The sequence below is a fragment of the Micromonospora sp. NPDC005220 genome, from assembly GCF_040607895.1.
Classification (GTDB): domain Bacteria; phylum Actinomycetota; class Actinomycetes; order Mycobacteriales; family Micromonosporaceae; genus Micromonospora.
Genome location: NZ_JBEXHP010000056.1, coordinates 1 through 15,959 on the forward strand (window position 1 = coordinate 1; position 15,959 = coordinate 15,959).

Genomic DNA, 15,959 nt, shown 5'->3' on the forward strand with positions numbered 1-15,959 from the left:
CCGACGTACGCCGGCTGCGCCGGCACCCGAGCGCCGTGCTGATCTGGGCGGCGCTGATCGGGGTGCAGTACGCTGCCGCGCTCGCCGTGCCCGGGTTGGCCGGGGCCGCGCAGGTGATCCTCGCGTACCTCGCCGCCGACCGTCTGACCGGCGGTCTGCGGGCGGTCAGCCGCTCACCCGGTCTGCGCCGGGCGCTCGGCGGCAGCGACAACCTGCTGCGCGGGATCCACGTGGTGGTGCCGGCCGTCGGCGCGGGCCTGTGGTGGCTGCTGACACTGCCGACCGTCGACCCGGGGCCGGCCTGGCTGGCGCCGGCGTTGGCGCTCGGGGTGGTGGCCGCCGCGTTCCGGGCCGGCACCCGCCCGCCGATCGGCTACGGCGGCGCGACGGTCAACACGCCGTTCGGGATGATCCCGGTCGACCTGCTGCGTCAGGGCTCACGCGGGCCGGCGCTGCTCGCCGTGCTGGTCCTGGTTCAGTTGTTCCTGGGCTGAGCGGGCTCATCGGCCCGGTCGACCCAGGCCCGATCACGGCACCACCCGCTGTCGTTTTCATCCAAGACAGCGCCGCGACCGCGATCTAGCGTGGACCCGGCAGCCCGCTCCGAGCTTGAGGAGACAACACAATGCGCGACCTGGTCTACACCGGTTTCATGTCGCTCGACGGCGTCGTCGACTCGCCCGGCGGCGGGCCGGGTGAGGAGCACCGCAGCGGCGGTTGGGTGTTCAAGGACCTCGAGTTCGTCCCGGAGGCATGGTCGCTCAAGGGCGAGGAACTCGCTGACACGACGGCGTTGATGTTCGGCCGTCGCAGCTACGAGGCGTTCGCGCCGTTCTGGCCCGGTTCGGAGGATCACGCCGGATACAAGGAGCTGCCCAAGTACGTGGTGTCGAGCACGCTGACCGACGACGCGCTCGTCGACGGGTGGGGGCCGACGACGATCCTGCGCTCGACCGGGGATGTCGCCGCGCTCAAGCAGGGCGAGGGCGGAGCGATCTTCATCCACGGGAGCGCGGAGCTGGCCCGGCGGCTGTCCGATGAGGGGCTGATCGACCGGTACAACCTGCTCGTCTTCCCCGTGCTGCTCGGCGCCGGCAAGAGCCTGTTCGGCCGGGCCGACCGCGACAAGCACATGCTGATGCTGCGGGAGTCGGAGAGCTACTCGAACGGGATCCTCAAGATGGTCTACGACGTCAAGCGCTGATTCAGGTCGAGAGCGATGGCACCGCCGGTGCCCTCGCGTAGCTGCCGGACGGTGCGTCCGAGGTAGCAGCGCAGTGCCCGGGCCAGGTGCGGCTCGTCGAAGTAGTCGAGCTTGGCGACCACGTCGGCGGCCGGGTCGCCGGTAGCCAGCAGCTCCGCCGCCGCGCGGGCCCGCTCGATCTGCCGGACCGCGCCGCGCGTCAGCCCGGTCGCGGCGCGGAACCGGCGTTCGACGGTACGCGCCGAGACGGCCGGACGGTGGCCCCGCAGCAGCTCGGCGACGAGCAGGTCACGGATCACGGTCCCGGCCTGGACGAGGTTGTCGACCAGGGCCTCGGCGTCGTCGGGGCCGGGCATCTCCCAGCGCGCGCCGTCCAGCCGGAACGTCCGGCGCGTGGTGTCGGGAAGCTCGATGCCGGCGTCGACCAGCGTCGGCGTGGGCACGGCCCGCAACGAGGTGCCCACGGCGAACTCGATGCCGGTAAAGCTCGCGCCCTCCGGCACCGGAGCCGTGCCGGTGCGGGTCTCGGGACCGGTGACGCTCGCGTGCGTCCGACCGGCGTGCTGCCAGAACACCAGGCCCCAACGCACCCCTGCCACCGACGTCATCGCGGTGACCTGCTCGCTCGTGCAGGTCCACACGGTGTCGACCCAGGGCGAGTCGGACCCGCGCGTCTCGAACCGCAGTGCCACTGGCGAAGGATACGCCGACGAGCACGGTGGACGGGCGGCCCTAGCCGAGGGCGGCGGCGATCGCGGCGACGCCGTCCTCGATCTCGGTCGGCGTACGGGCCGCGTAGCCGAGCACGAGGCCCGGCCGGTAGGGCCGTTGGCAGTGCCAGGACAGCGGTTGCACCTTCACCCCCCGCGCCAGCGTCGCCGCCGCCAGCTCGGTGTCGACCACCGCGTCGTCCAGCGTGATCATCAGGTGCACACCGGCGGCGGCGCCGTGCACCGTCGCCGATGGCAACGCGCGGGCCAGCGCGGCGATCATCGCGTCCCGTCGACGGATGTGTCGGCGGCGCAGCAGCCGCAGGTGCCGCTCGAAGGCGCCGGAGGTCATCAGCTCCGCCAGCACCAGTTGCGGTAGCACGGCGTTGCCCAGGTCGGCGTTGCGTTTGGCGGCCACCACCGCCTCGCGCAGTCGCGGGGGCACCAGCAGCCAGCCGACCCGCAGGGCGGGGGCGAGCAGCTTGGAGACGCTGCCGGCGTAGCAGACCTGCTCGGGCAGCAGGCCGCGCAGCGCCGGCACCGGCGGGCGGTCGTAGCGGTGCTCGGCGTCGTAGTCGTCCTCGATGATCAGACCGCCGGCCCGCGCCCAGGCGACGAGCTGGCGGCGGCGGTCACCGTCGAGCACCACGCCGGTGGGGAACTGGTGCGCCGGGGTCAGCATCACGGCCGGTGCGCCGCTGGCCGTCAACTCGTCGACCCGCAGCCCGGCGTCGTCGACGGTGATCGGCGGGGTCTCCATTCCCCAGTTGTTCAGGTGCTGCCGTACGCCGAGCGAGCCCGGGTCCTCGACCGCGATCCGGTCGACGCCGGCGGCGGTGAGTGCCTGGGCGAGCAGCCCGAGCGCCTGGGAGACGCCGGCCACGATGATCACCTCGGCGGGGTCGACGCTGATACCGCGGTTGCGGGCCAGCCCGGCGGCGACGGCCTGTCGCAGCGCGGGCGTCCCGCACGGGTCGCCGTAGCCGAGGTCGGCCGCGGCCAGGCGGCGCAGCACGCTCCGTTCGGCGCGCAGCCAGTCCGCGCGGGGAAAGGCGGCCAGGTCGGGTACGCCGGGCGTCAGGTCGATGGTCGCGTGCGCGGCGCGTACCGCGTCGAAGATGTCGGTGCCCGGTGCCGGCGGGAAGGTCGGGACCGGTGCCGGCGCGGCGGCCGGGGCGGGGGTGGGCGCGGCCGGCGCGGCGACGACCACAGTGCCGGCCCGACCCCGACCGGCGACGTGCCCCTCCTCGATCAGGCGCTGGTACGCCTCGGTGACCACGCCCCGGGAGACTCCGAGGTCGGCGGCGAGCACCCGGGTGGGGGGCAGCCGGTCACCGACCGGCACCCGACCCTCGGCGATGGCCTGCCGCAGCCGGTCGGTCAGCCAGTCGGCGCGTCCGCCCGGCGCCGCGTCGGTGATGGTCAGGTGCAGGAAGTCGGACCCGGCCGATATGGACCTCTCGGATGCCGTCGGTTTGGCTCTGCCCATCGGACCATTGTGGCAGCAGAGTGAGCAGGAGCCAGACCTGCCGACTCCGCCGGAGGACGATAGTGACCATCCCGTTCCTGATCACCACGCTGATCGTGGTGGTCACCCCCGGTACCGGGGTGATCTTCACGCTCTCCGCCGGCCTGTCCCGGGGCGCTCGGGCCGGGGTGCTCGCCGCGTTCGCCTGCACGCTGGGCACGTTGCCGCACCTGCTGGCCGCGATGACCGGGCTGGCCGCGCTGATGCAGACCAGCGCCGTGGCGTTCGAGACCGTCCGCTACCTCGGCGTCGGCTACCTGCTCCACCTGGCCTGGTCCATGGCGCGGGATCGCGACGCGTTCGCGGTGACGACCGACGCCCCACCCCGCTCGGCGATCCGGGTGATCGTCTCCGGGGTGCTGGTCAACCTGCTCAACCCGAAGCCGACGATGTTCTTCGTCGCGTTCCTGCCGCAGTTCGTGGACACCACGGCGCCGGGCTCGACCCGGGCGATGCTCGGCTGCGGCGCGGTGTTCATGCTGCTCACCTTCGTGGTGTTCAGCGGCTACGGCATCTTCGCGGCCCGGGTACGCGACCGGGTGCTGACCCGCCCCCGGGTCACCGACTGGCTGCGCCGATCCGCCGCCGGCACGTTCGTCGCGCTCGGCCTGACCCTCGCCCTCACCGAACGATAGGACCACAGTGCAGTTTCACCACTCGCCACAGCTTCGCGACGCGTACCCCGATCTGGTCGCCGGGGTGGTGCTGGCCTCCGGGATCACCGCCACCGCCGACGTGGCGGGACGCACGGCGGGCTACCTCACCGAGGCCCGACGGCGGTTGACCGCCGACGGCACCGAGAGTGGGTTTCCGGAGATCCAGGCGTGGCGGCGGGCGTACGCGGCCATGGGGCTGCGGCCCACCAAGTACCGGTGCGCCGCCGAGGCGCTGCTGCGCCGGCTGCGCCTGGACGGAGAGCTGCCCCGCGTGCACCCGCTGGTCGACCTCTGCAACGCCATCTCGGCCGCGTACGCCATCCCGGTCGCCGCGCTCGACCTGAACCGGGTCGACGGCGACCTGGTGGTCCGGCCGGCACACGGCGACGAGGCGTACCTGAGCTTCGCGGGCGACACCGAGCATCCCGAGCCGGGCGAGGTGACCTTCGTCGACTCCGCCGGACGGGCGCACGCCCGGCGGTGGACGAACCGGCAGAGCGGCTGGTCCGCCGTGCGGGAGTCCACCTCGTCGGTGTTGATCGTCGCCGAGGCACTGCACCCGGGCGCCGAGCCGACGGTGACCCGGCTGGTCGCCGCCCTGGTGACCGAGCTGACCGACGGCTGGTCCGCCCCGACTGCCGCCGCGGTGCTCACCGCCGCCGCACCCGAGTTCCACACCCCGACTGCCGGTGGCGACAGCGGTCAGGCGGTGTCGCCGGGCACCAGGTGGCGGTAGCCGGGGATCGTCTCGGCGAACCATCCGGCGACACTGGCCAGGCCGCGTTCGTTGAGCTGCGCGTCGTGGATCGGGTACGTCGCCGCCGCGCCCACCGCGCCGGCGAAGCGGATCGCCTCGTCGAGGCGTAGCCAGGACCCGTGGGCCGGGACGAGCAGAGTGCGCACCGGCTCGTCCGGCACGTGCAGCGCGTCACCCGGGTGATAGAGCTCGTCGCCGATCAGGTAGCCGAGGTTCGGGCAGTCGGGCTTGCCCTGGTGGATCGCGGCGTGCCGGCCGCCGTGCGCACTGACCGTGATGCCGGCCGCCGTGAAGCGCTGCCCGGCACGGACCCGGGTCACCGGCAGCGGCGCGAGATCCGGCAGCCGGGCGCCCTCCGGCGCGTACACGGGGACACCGAGACCGGCGAGCCGCAGCACGTCCACGTGGTCGGTGTGCTCGTGGGTGACCAGGACGGCGTCCGCGCCGATCAGCGCACGCGGCTCGCTCCACGTCCCCGGGTCGACGACCAGCACGCCGCCGTCATGCTCGACGCGCACGCACGAGTGGGTGAATCGGGTGATCCGCATCCCGGCGACGGTACGCCATCGACAGCGGCGAACGAGCCGGTCGGAGAATGGGACGGCGCTCAGCAAAGCAGGCACGTATCCTCCGAATTCCGGCGATCACCCAGCGGCGGTGGGGCCGACCGACGGCGGAAGGGGACCGGATGCCCGGGTGGGCTGGTCGGGGCGGGCGGCAACGACGCGCCTTCGTCGTCGGTGGGGCGCTGTTCGCGATCGCCGTCGTCATGCTGCTGGCCGCCTGGCGCAGCACCGGCTTCCTCAGCGACCTGCTGCTCAACCTCGGCGCCAGCGTGGTCCTCGCCGCCATCTCGTACGTCATCTTCGACCCGCTGTTCGAGGAGGCCCGCAAGGCACGGGTGCAGGAGCACCTCAGCTTCGACCAGCAGGCGTTCGTGACGCGGCTGCACCGCTCCGGTCGCCGGGTGCGCATCCTCGACACCTGGACGATCCTATTGGAGCAACGGCACCGCGAGGAGACCCTGGGCGCGGTGCGAGCGGCGCTCGCCAACGGCGCGCAGGTGCAGTTGCTGCTGCTCGACCCGGACTGCACCGCCGCCCAGCAACGCTCCGAGGAGCTGGAACGGCAACGGGTGGACGTGCCCCGGCAGATCCGTACCAACCTGCGCCACCTGGCCGCGTTCGCCGAGGCGCTCGACGCACGGCTGCGGCACCGCCTCCAGGTCCGGCTCTACGACGCGTCCCCGTCGATCCAGCTCTACCAGTGGGACGGGCGGGCGCTGATCTCGTTCTTCCCGATCGGGAAGTTGTCGTTCAACGTGCCGCAGCTCGAGGTGGACATGGACAGCCCGTGGGGCGGGTTCGTGCACGCCCGGTTCGAGGAGTTGTGGGAGCACGAGCAGGCCACCCTCGACCTGGAGCGGTACTGGTCGGTCATGGTCACGCTGCGCCACGACGAGTCGGACGTGGTCGAGGTACGCGTGCCGTACGTGACGGTGGACGGGCAGCACTACGTCGACTGTCGCGATTTCCGGGTGACCGGGGCGGTGACGGTGCGAGCCGTGCTGCCGCCCCGCGCGCACGGGGCGCCCCCTGGCGTGTTCGCGCTGGCCGAGCCCGCCGACGAGGACCGTACCCCGGTCGCCACTGTGAAACGGCACTTCGACCAGAAGTACGGGCACGGCGACGGAAACCGGGAGCTCTACCGGCTGGTTGCGCCACCGGGCGGCTCGCGTACCCCGGCACCTCGCTCCGCGGCGGCCAGCGACACGCACGGAGGGTGACCCCTAGCCGGACCCTTCGGCGCGGCGCACGGGACAATGGTGGCTCGCCTGATCGTCAGGAGGACCGGCCGCGTGTCGTTCGACCCCGCACCGCCGTCCCGGGCGGCGCAGCTGCGCGCCGACTGCGGACGCTGCTTCGGGTTGTGTTGCGTGGTGCCCGCCTTCGCCGCGTCGACGGACTTCGCCATCGACAAGCCGGCCGGCTCGCCCTGCCCCAACCTGCGCCCCGACCACCGCTGCGGCATCCACACCGAGCTGCGGCAACGCGGCTTTCCCGGCTGCACGGTGTTCGACTGCTTCGGCGCCGGGCAGCAGGTCGCCCAGGTGACCTTCGGCGGGCGGGACTGGCGGAACGCGCCGGAGACGTTGCCGGCGATGGCGGAGGCGTTCGCGGTGCTGCGACCACTGCACGAACTGCTCTGGTACCTCACCGAGGCGGTGGCGCTGCGCCCGCCGGCCGACCTGCGCGCCGAGCTGGAACGCGCCCTCGCCGCGACGCTGGCGCTCACCGAAGGTGACCCCGCGCAGCTTCGCACGGTGGACGTCGACGGCGATCAGGTCGGCCCGGGTCGCCCGGGTCAACCCGCGGCTGTCCCGGGCCAGCGACGCGGCGCGTGCCCCCGGCGGCGCCGACCGCCGCGGCGCGTACCTGCTCGGGGTGGATCTGCGCCGCGTGGACCTGCGCCGGGCCAACCTGCGCGGGGCGCTGCTCATCGGCGCCGACCTGCGCGGGGCGGACCTCGCCCTGACCGACGTCACAGGCGCGGACCTGCGCGGGGCCGACCTGCGGGGCACGGACCTGCGGCGCACCCTCTTCCTGCATCAGACCCAGCTGGACGCCGCCCGGGGCGACACGCGCACCGGGCTACCGCAGACGCTCACCCGGCCGGCGCACTGGACGGCGCTGCCGCTCACCCCGGTCCGTCAGCCGGCCCGGTCCGCCGCACCCGCCCGTCGGGGGCGGCGCCGCTGACCGCGAGGTTTCGGCCGGGACGACGCCGGGTAGCCAGCGCCGACGCGGAGCGGCATCGACGGGGGGCACGGTGTGGGCTACCGAAAGCGCGACGGTGAGCTGCCGGGCGATCCGCAGCACAGCGAGGACGAGGCGGGTCAGGTGCCACTCGTGCAGGTCGAGGCGGACACCGAGGTCCCCGCACCGGCGGACACCGACGTTCGGCCGGACATCGTGACCGAGCCGGACAGCTCGGGTGACGTCGGTGGTTCGTCCGGCAGCAGCGGCGGTGGGTCCAGCATGCCGGGGCACCCCGACGCGACCCGCTGACCGAGGTTCAGCGGCTGGTCAGGGCGGCCCGCGCCTCGGTCATGCCCTTGTTGGCGAGCCCGTCGGCCCGCTCGTTCTCCGGGTGCCCGTTGTGCCCCTTGACCCACAGCCAGGTGACCTCGTGCCGTTCGCAGGCCGCCTCCAGCCGCTGCCACAGGTCGGCGTTCTTCACCGGCTGCTTCGCGGCGGTCCGCCAACCGTTGCGCTTCCACGACGCCAGCCAGCTGGTGATGCCGTTGCGCACGTACGTGCTGTCGGTGTGCAGCTCCACGGTGACCGGCCGGTTCAGGCTCTCCAACGCCTGGATGGCCGCCATCAGCTCCATCCGGTTGTTGGTGGTGGGTGTGGCCTCACCACCGCACAGCTCCCGCTCGTGATCGCCGTAGCGCAGCAGCGCACCCCAACCACCCGGCCCGGGGTTGCCGCTGCACGCCCCGTCGGTCCAGATCTGCACGCCCCTGCCGGCCGCCGCGTCCACCATGCCCGGCAACCTACCGGCCGTGCGGTCCCCCGCCCCGCACGGGTGGTCGGCGCGTCGAACCGCCGACCGTCGACGGCGGAGACAAGACCGGTCAGGTCGGGCTGGGTGCTCCGCCCGAGTCCAGCGCCTCGCCCACCACCGCGGGCGGGATGGCCGGCGCGGGCCGAGTGGGGCGCACCCGATCGCGGACGCGGTGCACGGCGTCGCCGGCCGTAGCGGCGATCATCGGCACCAGCCGGGTGGAATTCATGATCGCGACCTCCTCGGCCGGGGTGGTCCGGCCGTCCAGGAAGCGCAGCACCCGCTCGGCCGGGTTGCGGTCGAAGAGCCGGTCGAAGAAGTCGGGACCGCCCACCCCGCCCCGGTCCAGCGCCCGCAGCGCCACCGCGTCCATCCAGCGGTGCCGGCGCGGGTACGCCGGCGCGGGCACCGGCGCTCGTCCAGCGGCGAGGGCGCGGGCCACCTGGTCGGCCTGGCGGTACATGGCGGAGAAGGTGAAGCCGGTGGAGGGGCGGGTCGCGCCGCCGGCCGTGCCGAGCCGGACCACCCGGGGGGTGGGCCGGGCCGGGAAGGGCGCGTCGGTCATCGGGATCACCCCGTTCTCCACCTCGCGCACCCGCAGCCCGGCCGGATCCAGCCCGAGCAGGTCCCGGTAGCCGGCCAGTGCCGCGTCGTACCCGGCGTCGGTGAGCAGGTCCGGCGAGAACTCGGTGTACTCGACCAGGGCGTAACGGTCACTGACCGGCAACACGTACCCGAAGGAGACGCCCCGGGGCGGCTGCGGGGTACGGAAGTCCATCAGCACCGCGCGGGTCGGGTCGAACACCGGCCGGTCGGCCTCCAGCCACCACCCCCGGAAATGCTGCAACCAGGTGGTTCGCCCCGCTCGTGCCGGCGGGCGGGGGCGGGAGTCGAGCACCCAGCCGGCCCGTACGGTGCGCCCGTCGCCGGTGCGCACCAGCACCTGGGTGCCGTTGTCGCGGACAGTGTCGGCGGGCGCGACGATCCGGGTGGCGTCGAGCCGACGCTCGGCCTCGGCAGCCCGGTCGTAGACCGGGCCGGAGCGAAGCATGGCGTACCGCAGCGGGGTGAGGTCCAGGACGCGGCGGCGGGCCGCCGTCGCCACCTCGACCTGCTGCCAGCTCGCGCTGAGCAGCGGGTCCAGGTCGGTGTCGGGGTGCCCCCAGAACGCCCAGGTGCGGTCCTGACCGCGCCGGCGCACCGGGTCGACGATGGCGATCCGCAGATCCCGGACGCCGTGCCGGTCCAGTGCGGCGAGCAGCAACGACGCCGCACCGCCACCACCGAGCAGCGCGAGGTCGACGTCGAGCGGCGCGGAGTTGGTCACCCCCACCACGCTGCCATACGGCCACGCGCAGCCACCCGCCGCACCACTCAGGGCACGGGCGTCCGCTGCGGCTCGACCGGGAGCGGCTCGACCGGGAGCGGGTCGGCATAGGCGCGGGCCACCGCCGCGCGGTTGAACACCCGCCAGGTGGCGGCCGAGACGCCGACCGCCACCACCAACCCGACCCAGTACGGCGCGGTGATGCCGAACCGGGCGGCGAGCAGCCCGCCCAGCACTGCGCCCACGCAGTTGCCACCCGCCGCGACGAAGAGGGTCGTGCTGGCCACCCGGCCCTGGAGTGTCGGTGGGGTGAGTCGTTGCCGCAGCGAGTTCGCCACGATGTTCCACAGCCCGCCGTGCACGCCGAAGGCGAACAGAGCGAACCCGACCACGAGAGTGCTGCGGGACGCGGCCAACGCCAGGTGCAGCCCCGCCTCGACGAGCAGGCCGATCCGGATCGTCCAGGTGGCGCTGATCCGGGCGATGATCCGGTCGCCGAGGACCGCGCCGAGCACCCCACCGGTGGCCATGCAGGTGAAGAGCAGCCCGTAGCCGACGGACCCGAGTCGCAGTCGCTCGCTGGCGAGCAGCACCAGCACCGCGAGCGCCGCGGTGAGAGTCACGTTGAGCAGGCCGATGAGCACGGCCATCGTGCGCAGCAACCGTTGGTGGGCCAGCCACCGCAGTCCCTCGACGATCTCGCCGCCGATCGAGCGGGTACGGCGTCCGTCCGGGTCGCTGCCGACGGCCCGGAAGTCCCCGCCGATCAGCGCCACCAGTACGGCGCTGAGCGCATACGTGATGGCGTTGACCAGGAACGGGCTGCCCGCCGAGAGCGCGAACAGGAACCCGCCGAGTGGGCCGGCGAGCATGCTGTGCATGAGGGTGGCACCGCCGCTGAGCCAGCCGTTGGCGCGCTCCAGGCGGTGCCGTGGCACCACCGTCGGCACCATCGCCTGGCTCGCCGAGCGGAACACGATCTCACCGGTGTTGACCAGGAACAGCACCGCGAACAGCAGCGCCACCCCGCCTCGGCCGGTGAGGATCGCCGTGGCGAGAACGGCCAGCGCGAGCACCCGGATCAGGTCGATGACGATCATCAGTCGGCGCCGGTCCATCCGGTCCACCAGCACCCCGCCGGGAAGGGCGAAGAGCAGCCACGGCAGCCACGCCACGGCGGACGCCCCGGCGACCACGAGCGGGTCCTCGGTACGCGACGCGACGAAGAGCGGCGCGGCGACGGTGGCCAGGCCGCTGCCCAGGGCGGAAAGGGTGCTCGCCGCCCAGAGTTTGGCGAACACCGTTCCCAGGCCATCTCCCACGTTCCGGGTCACGGCGAGCGAACCTACCAGCGTTTCCGCGGGCTGCCTCGGCCTTTATTCGACCGGCAGAATGCCGCCGAGCCAGGTTGACAGGCAACCCAATGGTTGCCTATCTTGACCGGCAACCGATTGGTTGCCTGTCACGGGGAGGGTCGATGGACGACGCGTTTCGGGCGCTGGCCGACCCCAGCCGGCGTCGGCTGCTGGACCGGCTCAACGAGCGCAACGGCCAGACCCTGCGGGAGCTGTGCGACGGGCTGGCCACCACCCGACAGGCGGTCAGCAAGCACCTGTCGGTGCTGGAGGCGGCCAATCTCGTCACGACCGTGCGGCGCGGTCGGGAGAAGCTGCACTACCTCAACGCCGCCCCGATCAACGCCATCGCCGACCGGTGGCTCAGCCGCTACGACCGCGAGCGGGCGGCCGCGCTCGCGGACCTGACCAGCGCATTGGAGCGTCAACCCATGCAGAGCCCCACGTTCGCCTACACCACGTACGTCACCACGACGCCGCAACGCCTGTGGGCCGCGCTCACCGAACCGGCGTTCACGCGTCGCTACTGGGGTGGAGTCGCGCTGGTCTCGGACTGGCAGGTCGGGTCACCCGTGCTCTGGCAGGACGCGCCGGACGGCGAGCCGCGTGACCTCGGCCAGCGGGTGCTCGTCGCCGAGCCGTACCGTCGCCTCTCCTACAGCTGGCACGGCTTCCAGCCCGAACACGCCGAGCACTTCGGCTGGTCCGCCGAGGAGTTGGCCGCCCGGCTCGGCGAGCGCCGGTCGACGGTGACCTTCGAGATCGAGCCACACGGCGGCTCTGCCGTCCGGTTGACAGTGATTCACGACCAATTCTCCCCGGACAGCGAGATGCACCGGGCGATCAGCGGCCAGCTCGACGGCAGCGGCGGCTGGCCGGAGCTGCTGGCCAGCCTCAAGACCCTACTGGAGACCGGTGAGCCGATGCCGGAACCGACCCAGGCCGGCTGACCTACGGCGAATTCGCGCCGTCGCCGGCAATACCTCGCCATCAACCCAGCGGCGACAGCCCGCAGCTCTCCCCGCCTTCGGGTGGACACGTGACGGCAACGAGGACTTCTCATTTTCACCTGATCGAGGACCCAACCCACCTAGTGTTGGGCACACCGGTGCTAGTCACGGAGTTGGCCACCCGAACGACGTCCCACGCAGTCAGCGGACGAAAAGTGAGGGAAGACGCGTATGAAGGTCACAACAGCACTCTGCTCGGCGGCGCTCGGCGTGGGCCTCGGCACGCTCCTGCTGCCAGGCGCCGCACTGGCCGACACCACGGTGTCACCGGCCACCACCCCGGTCGGTGGGACTGTCGTGCTCACCGCGACGACCTGCAACCCGAAGTCGGGTGACGCCATCTTCCGGGTCACCGGCCCCAACCGCGACCAGAACGTCCGATCCACCACGGCCGCCGCCGGCGGCGGGCTCAGCGCCGAACTCTTCACCGCCGGATTCACCCTGGGCACGTACACGGTGGCGGCGACCTGCGGCGACGGCAGCTCGGCCGGCACCGCCACGTTCTCCGTCACCCCGATCGGCGGCGCACCGGCCGGCTCCGGAGGCGACAACCGCGACACCGGCGCTCTCGCCGCCGGCGGCACGCTGCTCGGCACCGCCCTCGCCGGCGCGGTGATCCTGATCCGCCGGCGCCGTCCGGTGTCCACTGTCGCCTGATCGGCGACCGTTCCATCCCTGAGACGGGTGCCCGCGCCGGTGACACCGGTGCGGGCACCCCGACGACCCCGTACGGAGGTGCAGACGTGTGGTGGCGACGGACCCTACCGGCCGTGGTCGCCCTGCTCGGCGTGACCGGGCTCGGGCTGATCACCGTCGGCCTCACCGCCGACCCGGCACGGCCACCACGACCGTCGGCCGACGCGCCGACCCGCACCCACCCCGCACCGGACCTTCCGCCGCTGCCACCCGCCGCGCCGGTCCGGGTGCAGATCCCCGCCATCGACGTCCGCGCCGACATCGTTCCGGTCGGCGCGGACGCCGCCGGGGTGCTGGAGGTGCCGCCACTGGATCGGCCCACCCTCGCCGGCTGGTACCGGCACGGGGTCAGCCCCGGTGAGACCGGCAACGCCGTCCTGGTGGGACACGTCGACTCACCGTCCGGCCCGGCGGTCTTCTTCGACCTCGGTCGACTCCGCGCCGGGCAGCAGGTCCAGGTCACCCGTGCCGACACCCGGGTCGCCACGTTCACAGTGGACGACGTCCGCGCGTACCCCAAGGAGCACTTCCCCACCACGCTGGTCTACGGACCGGCGGACGCCGCCGGGCTGCGCCTGATCACCTGCGGCGGCCGGTTCGACGCCGCCACCGGCAACTACGTCGACAACATCGTCGTCTTCGCCACCCGCACCGCCTGAGCCGCAACGCCCCGCTGTCGGGGCGGCACGGCGCCGCCGGGGCGCTGCGCAGCGTCCGCGCCGACATCGAGCGCCGCCCCGCGCTGCTGGCGGCCGGCCCGTGGGCGGTGGCGTACGCGGTCTGCGCTCGCATGGTCGCTGCGCGAACCCGACGGCCCGCCGCGCTCCCTGCAATGCTGGTTCGTCCTCGGGCCACTTCACCCGCCATCGCTGGCAATCTTGGACACTTTCCGTCAGCAGCTAACGGAAACTGTCCAAGATCTACCCGGTCAACCGCCTCGGACGGCTTCGCCAGCACGGTCTTCGACCATCAGACGCACCACCACCCCCGCTCACCTGCACCGCCGGAAAGCGGCCGCCATCGACCCGGGCGAGGAAGCGGCCGCCGGTCACCGTTGGATCGTTGCCCGGTTTCCGGCCCGCCTCGGCGTACGGCACGTCGTCGGCGTGGGCCGCCGCGACCGGGGCGCCGGTGCGGCGGGACATCTCCGCCGCGAGGGGATGCGCCAGACATTCGGGGCAAGCCGCACGGCACGGATTCGCGTCACGTCGCGCGCATAGGGACGGCCGTCAACCCGACGGCCGGTGTCCGAGGCTCGCCGTCGGTGCGGCAGGATGGGCTCGTGGGGAAGGGTGCGGGACGTCGGCGGGCGAATCCGACGACGGGACCGGCGTGCCCGTGTGGGTCCGGCCGGGCGTACGCGGACTGCTGCGCTCCGGCGCACGCGGGCGACGCGCCGGCGACGGCCGAGGCCCTGATGCGTTCCCGGTTCAGCGCCTTCGCCCTCGGCGACACCGGCTACCTGCTGCGCAGCTGGCACTCCTCCACCCGGCCCACCTCGCTGGAGCTTGACCCGGGGCAGCGGTGGACCCGACTGGAGATCGTCGAGACCGAGCGGGGCGGCCTGCTCGACACCGCCGGAACGGTGACCTTCCACGCCCACTACCGGGACGCGGGCCGGCCCGGCACGTTGACCGAACACAGCCGTTTCGTCCGCGAGGGCGGCCGATGGGTCTACCTCGACGGTGACCAGCCCTGACGGCTCTCCCTCCTCCGGCCGCCGCCGGGCCACGGTCAGTCCGGGCCGCGCGTCAGGGCCGCGCCGACGCCGGTGGGCACGGCCGTGCGGCGCCGGCGGCGGGTCAGCAGCACCAGCGCCACCACGAGGTACGCCCCGGCGGTCAGCGCGAACGCCACCGCGTTTCCGGCCGCCGTGGCGAGCAGGCCGTAGCCGGCGTACGTCACGATGATCAGCACGTCGGTGGCCATCCCGGCCAGCGAGGTGACGGTGGCCCGGCTGGTACCGGTGATCCGGGCCTGGAGCCGCGCGTCGGCCAGCACGGTGGCCAGCTGCGCCGCGCCGAAGGCCACCGCGAGCAGCACGAACCCCGCCGGGTGCCGGAGCAGCGCACCCCCGGCCAGCGCGACGCCGACCAGACCGAGCAGCGCGGCGTACCCTCGGCTGCCCAGTCGCTCCCCCGCCGGGGCGAGCAGCCCGCCGACGGTCACCCCGGCCCAGAGCAGCAGGAGCAGCAGGGGTACGGCCTGCGCCCCGACGCCGGTGTCCAGTGCCAGCAGCGGGGTGTACTCGTCCAGGGCACCCCAGTCGGCGGCGACCACGGCCACCAGCAGCACGGCGGACCGTACCGGCGGGCGGGTGCGGACCTGCGCGACTCCGGCCCGCAGCGTCTCCCACCACCCCAGGTCACCGTCGTCGTCCGGGGTCGCGGATGGGACCGTGTCCGGCTCGTCCGGCCAGGGTGGGCCGCCACCCACCGGCCCGGCGGCCAGCACCGGCTCGGCGACCGGGACGCGCGCGGCGGCCGGCGCGCGGTGCTCCGGTAACCGGGTGGCGACGATGCTGGCGAGCAGGCAGGCCACCACGCTGGCCGCGCCGACCGCCGGGTACCCGCCGACGGCGAGCACCGGGCCGGCGAGCACTCCGGAGAGCACCACGCCCAACACCCCCGCCGTCCGCGCCCGGCCGAGCACCCGGGCGTACCGGCCGACCGCGCCGAGCCGGTCCAGCTCGGTCCAGACCAGCGCCTCCAGGGCGCCGGAGACCAGTGCGCCACCGGCGCCCCAGAGCAGGAAACCGGCCGCGAACGCCGGGTACGACGGCAGTAGCACCCAGAGGGCGAAGCCGGCGGCGGCCACCAGCGGGCCGAGACAGAGCAGCAGCCGGCGGGACAGCACGTCGGCCCAGGCGCCGGAGGGCACCTCGAACAGGATGCCGGCGGCGGACCAGATGACGAACAGCGACGCGATCCGCCCCACCGACAGCCCGGTGTCGGTGAAGAACACCACGTACAGCGGGTAGAGCAGCACGAGGTCGCTGAGGAACGCGTAGCCGTAGAGGGTGGTCGTCAGCCGACGGACCGCCGGGTCGGGCACGCGCGACGCGAAGTGGATCATAGGGCCTTCCCGTGGGAGTGGAGACGGACACCGGAGGTGCGGTGCCCGTGGTGGCCCACGGGATCGGCCTA

The 15,959-nt window shown here is 73.4% G+C and carries 17 protein-coding genes and 1 pseudogene; 11 read left to right on the top strand and 7 right to left on the bottom strand.

All coding sequences use genetic code 11. From position 1 onward, the window contains the following. Nucleotides 1-494 (top strand): DUF6297 family protein (locus ABZU52_RS20355; protein WP_354972564.1); only part of this gene is annotated, 494 nt, incomplete at its 5' end. Between the two features lie 131 nt (nt 495-625). After that, nucleotides 626-1,204 (top strand): dihydrofolate reductase family protein, encoded by a 579-nt coding sequence (locus ABZU52_RS20360; RefSeq protein ID WP_354972565.1) that lies wholly within the window; start codon nt 626-628, stop codon nt 1,202-1,204. Here ABZU52_RS20360 and ABZU52_RS20365 read toward each other — a convergent pair. Continuing rightward, nucleotides 1,186-1,896, bottom strand: coding sequence for a helix-turn-helix domain-containing protein (locus tag ABZU52_RS20365; protein WP_354972566.1), 711 nt, complete (start codon nt 1,894-1,896; stop codon nt 1,186-1,188). The two genes, ABZU52_RS20360 and ABZU52_RS20365, sit on opposite strands and share 19 nt — an antisense overlap. 40 nt (nt 1,897-1,936) lie before the next feature. Further along, nucleotides 1,937-3,403 carry a PLP-dependent aminotransferase family protein gene (locus ABZU52_RS20370; protein ID WP_354972567.1) on the bottom strand — a complete coding sequence of 489 codons (1,467 nt, stop codon included), beginning with the start codon at nt 3,401-3,403 and terminating at the stop codon, nt 1,937-1,939. 62 nt (nt 3,404-3,465) lie between these two features. On the opposite strand from ABZU52_RS20370, the gene ABZU52_RS20375 reads away from it, so the two are divergent. After that, nucleotides 3,466-4,077, top strand: coding sequence for a LysE family translocator (locus ABZU52_RS20375; protein WP_354972568.1), 612 nt, complete (start codon nt 3,466-3,468; stop codon nt 4,075-4,077). Between the two features lie 7 nt (nt 4,078-4,084). Beyond that, complete coding sequence (locus tag ABZU52_RS20380; protein WP_354972569.1) at nt 4,085-4,834, top strand: phenylalanine--tRNA ligase beta subunit-related protein; 750 nt, start codon at nt 4,085-4,087, stop codon at nt 4,832-4,834. On the opposite strand, the gene ABZU52_RS20385 is transcribed toward ABZU52_RS20380, so the two are convergent. After that, nucleotides 4,801-5,403, bottom strand: a complete 603-nt coding sequence (locus ABZU52_RS20385; protein WP_354972570.1) for an MBL fold metallo-hydrolase — start codon at nt 5,401-5,403, stop codon at nt 4,801-4,803. The two genes, ABZU52_RS20380 and ABZU52_RS20385, sit on opposite strands and share 34 nt — an antisense overlap. Before the next feature lie 140 nt (nt 5,404-5,543). Here ABZU52_RS20385 and ABZU52_RS20390 point away from each other — a divergent pair, with 140 nt between their 5' ends. The 3 genes and pseudogenes from ABZU52_RS20390 to ABZU52_RS20400 all read left to right on the top strand — a co-directional run bounded on the left by ABZU52_RS20390 (nt 5,544) and on the right by ABZU52_RS20400 (nt 7,923). Continuing rightward, a complete protein-coding gene (locus tag ABZU52_RS20390; RefSeq protein WP_354972571.1) occupies nt 5,544-6,641 on the top strand; it encodes a DUF5919 domain-containing protein in 1,098 nt (365 codons plus the stop codon). 72 nt (nt 6,642-6,713) lie between these two features. Further along, nucleotides 6,714-7,614, top strand: a pseudogene (locus ABZU52_RS20395) (pentapeptide repeat-containing protein). 72 nt (nt 7,615-7,686) lie between these two features. Next, on the top strand, nt 7,687-7,923 hold the full coding sequence (locus tag ABZU52_RS20400) for a preprotein translocase YidC (protein WP_354972572.1): 237 nt from the start codon (nt 7,687-7,689) through the stop codon (nt 7,921-7,923). Between the two features lie 7 nt (nt 7,924-7,930). On the opposite strand, the gene rnhA is transcribed toward ABZU52_RS20400, so the two are convergent. From rnhA to ABZU52_RS20415, 3 genes are all read right to left on the bottom strand, one after another. Then, nucleotides 7,931-8,404, bottom strand: coding sequence for a ribonuclease HI (rnhA, locus tag ABZU52_RS20405; RefSeq protein WP_030491933.1), 474 nt, complete (start codon nt 8,402-8,404; stop codon nt 7,931-7,933). Between the two features lie 91 nt (nt 8,405-8,495). Further along, a complete protein-coding gene (locus ABZU52_RS20410; RefSeq protein ID WP_354972573.1) occupies nt 8,496-9,752 on the bottom strand; it encodes a lycopene cyclase family protein in 1,257 nt (418 codons plus the stop codon). A gap of 47 nt (nt 9,753-9,799) precedes the next feature. Next, a complete protein-coding gene (locus tag ABZU52_RS20415; protein WP_354972574.1) occupies nt 9,800-11,086 on the bottom strand; it encodes an MFS transporter in 1,287 nt (428 codons plus the stop codon). 143 nt (nt 11,087-11,229) lie between these two features. Between ABZU52_RS20415 and ABZU52_RS20420 the strand changes: the two genes are divergently transcribed. The 4 genes from ABZU52_RS20420 (at nt 11,230) to ABZU52_RS20435 (ending at nt 14,512) form a co-directional block, all read left to right on the top strand. Beyond that, nucleotides 11,230-12,057 (top strand): metalloregulator ArsR/SmtB family transcription factor, encoded by an 828-nt coding sequence (locus ABZU52_RS20420; RefSeq protein WP_354972575.1) that lies wholly within the window; start codon nt 11,230-11,232, stop codon nt 12,055-12,057. Nucleotides 12,058-12,288: 231 nt separating this feature from the next. Further along, nucleotides 12,289-12,774 (top strand): hypothetical protein, encoded by a 486-nt coding sequence (locus ABZU52_RS20425; RefSeq protein WP_354972576.1) that lies wholly within the window; start codon nt 12,289-12,291, stop codon nt 12,772-12,774. Nucleotides 12,775-12,860: 86 nt separating this feature from the next. Then, on the top strand, nt 12,861-13,472 hold the full coding sequence (locus ABZU52_RS20430; protein ID WP_354972577.1) for a class F sortase: 612 nt from the start codon (nt 12,861-12,863) through the stop codon (nt 13,470-13,472). Nucleotides 13,473-14,095: 623 nt separating this feature from the next. Next, nucleotides 14,096-14,512 carry a YchJ family protein gene (locus ABZU52_RS20435; protein WP_354972578.1) on the top strand — a complete coding sequence of 139 codons (417 nt, stop codon included), beginning with the start codon at nt 14,096-14,098 and terminating at the stop codon, nt 14,510-14,512. A gap of 35 nt (nt 14,513-14,547) precedes the next feature. Here ABZU52_RS20435 and ABZU52_RS20440 read toward each other — a convergent pair whose 3' ends face one another. Then, nucleotides 14,548-15,888, bottom strand: coding sequence for an MFS transporter (locus ABZU52_RS20440; RefSeq protein WP_354972579.1), 1,341 nt, complete (start codon nt 15,886-15,888; stop codon nt 14,548-14,550). Between the last annotated feature and the right edge of the window lie 71 nt (nt 15,889-15,959).

What these genes read in the sequence shown, in the direction of transcription:
- ABZU52_RS20360 (WP_354972565.1), top strand. Translation starts at nt 626, where the DNA reads ATGCGCGACCTGGTCTACACCGGTTTCATGTCGCTCGACGGCGTCGTC.
- rnhA (WP_030491933.1), bottom strand. Translation starts at nt 8,404, where the DNA reads ATGGTGGACGCGGCGGCCGGCAGGGGCGTGCAGATCTGGACCGACGGG.
- ABZU52_RS20425 (WP_354972576.1), top strand. Translation starts at nt 12,289, where the DNA reads ATGAAGGTCACAACAGCACTCTGCTCGGCGGCGCTCGGCGTGGGCCTC.
- ABZU52_RS20390 (WP_354972571.1), top strand. Translation starts at nt 5,544, where the DNA reads ATGCCCGGGTGGGCTGGTCGGGGCGGGCGGCAACGACGCGCCTTCGTC.
- ABZU52_RS20420 (WP_354972575.1), top strand. Translation starts at nt 11,230, where the DNA reads ATGGACGACGCGTTTCGGGCGCTGGCCGACCCCAGCCGGCGTCGGCTG.
- ABZU52_RS20370 (WP_354972567.1), bottom strand. Translation starts at nt 3,403, where the DNA reads ATGGGCAGAGCCAAACCGACGGCATCCGAGAGGTCCATATCGGCCGGG.
- ABZU52_RS20385 (WP_354972570.1), bottom strand. Translation starts at nt 5,403, where the DNA reads ATGCGGATCACCCGATTCACCCACTCGTGCGTGCGCGTCGAGCATGAC.
- ABZU52_RS20440 (WP_354972579.1), bottom strand. Translation starts at nt 15,888, where the DNA reads ATGATCCACTTCGCGTCGCGCGTGCCCGACCCGGCGGTCCGTCGGCTG.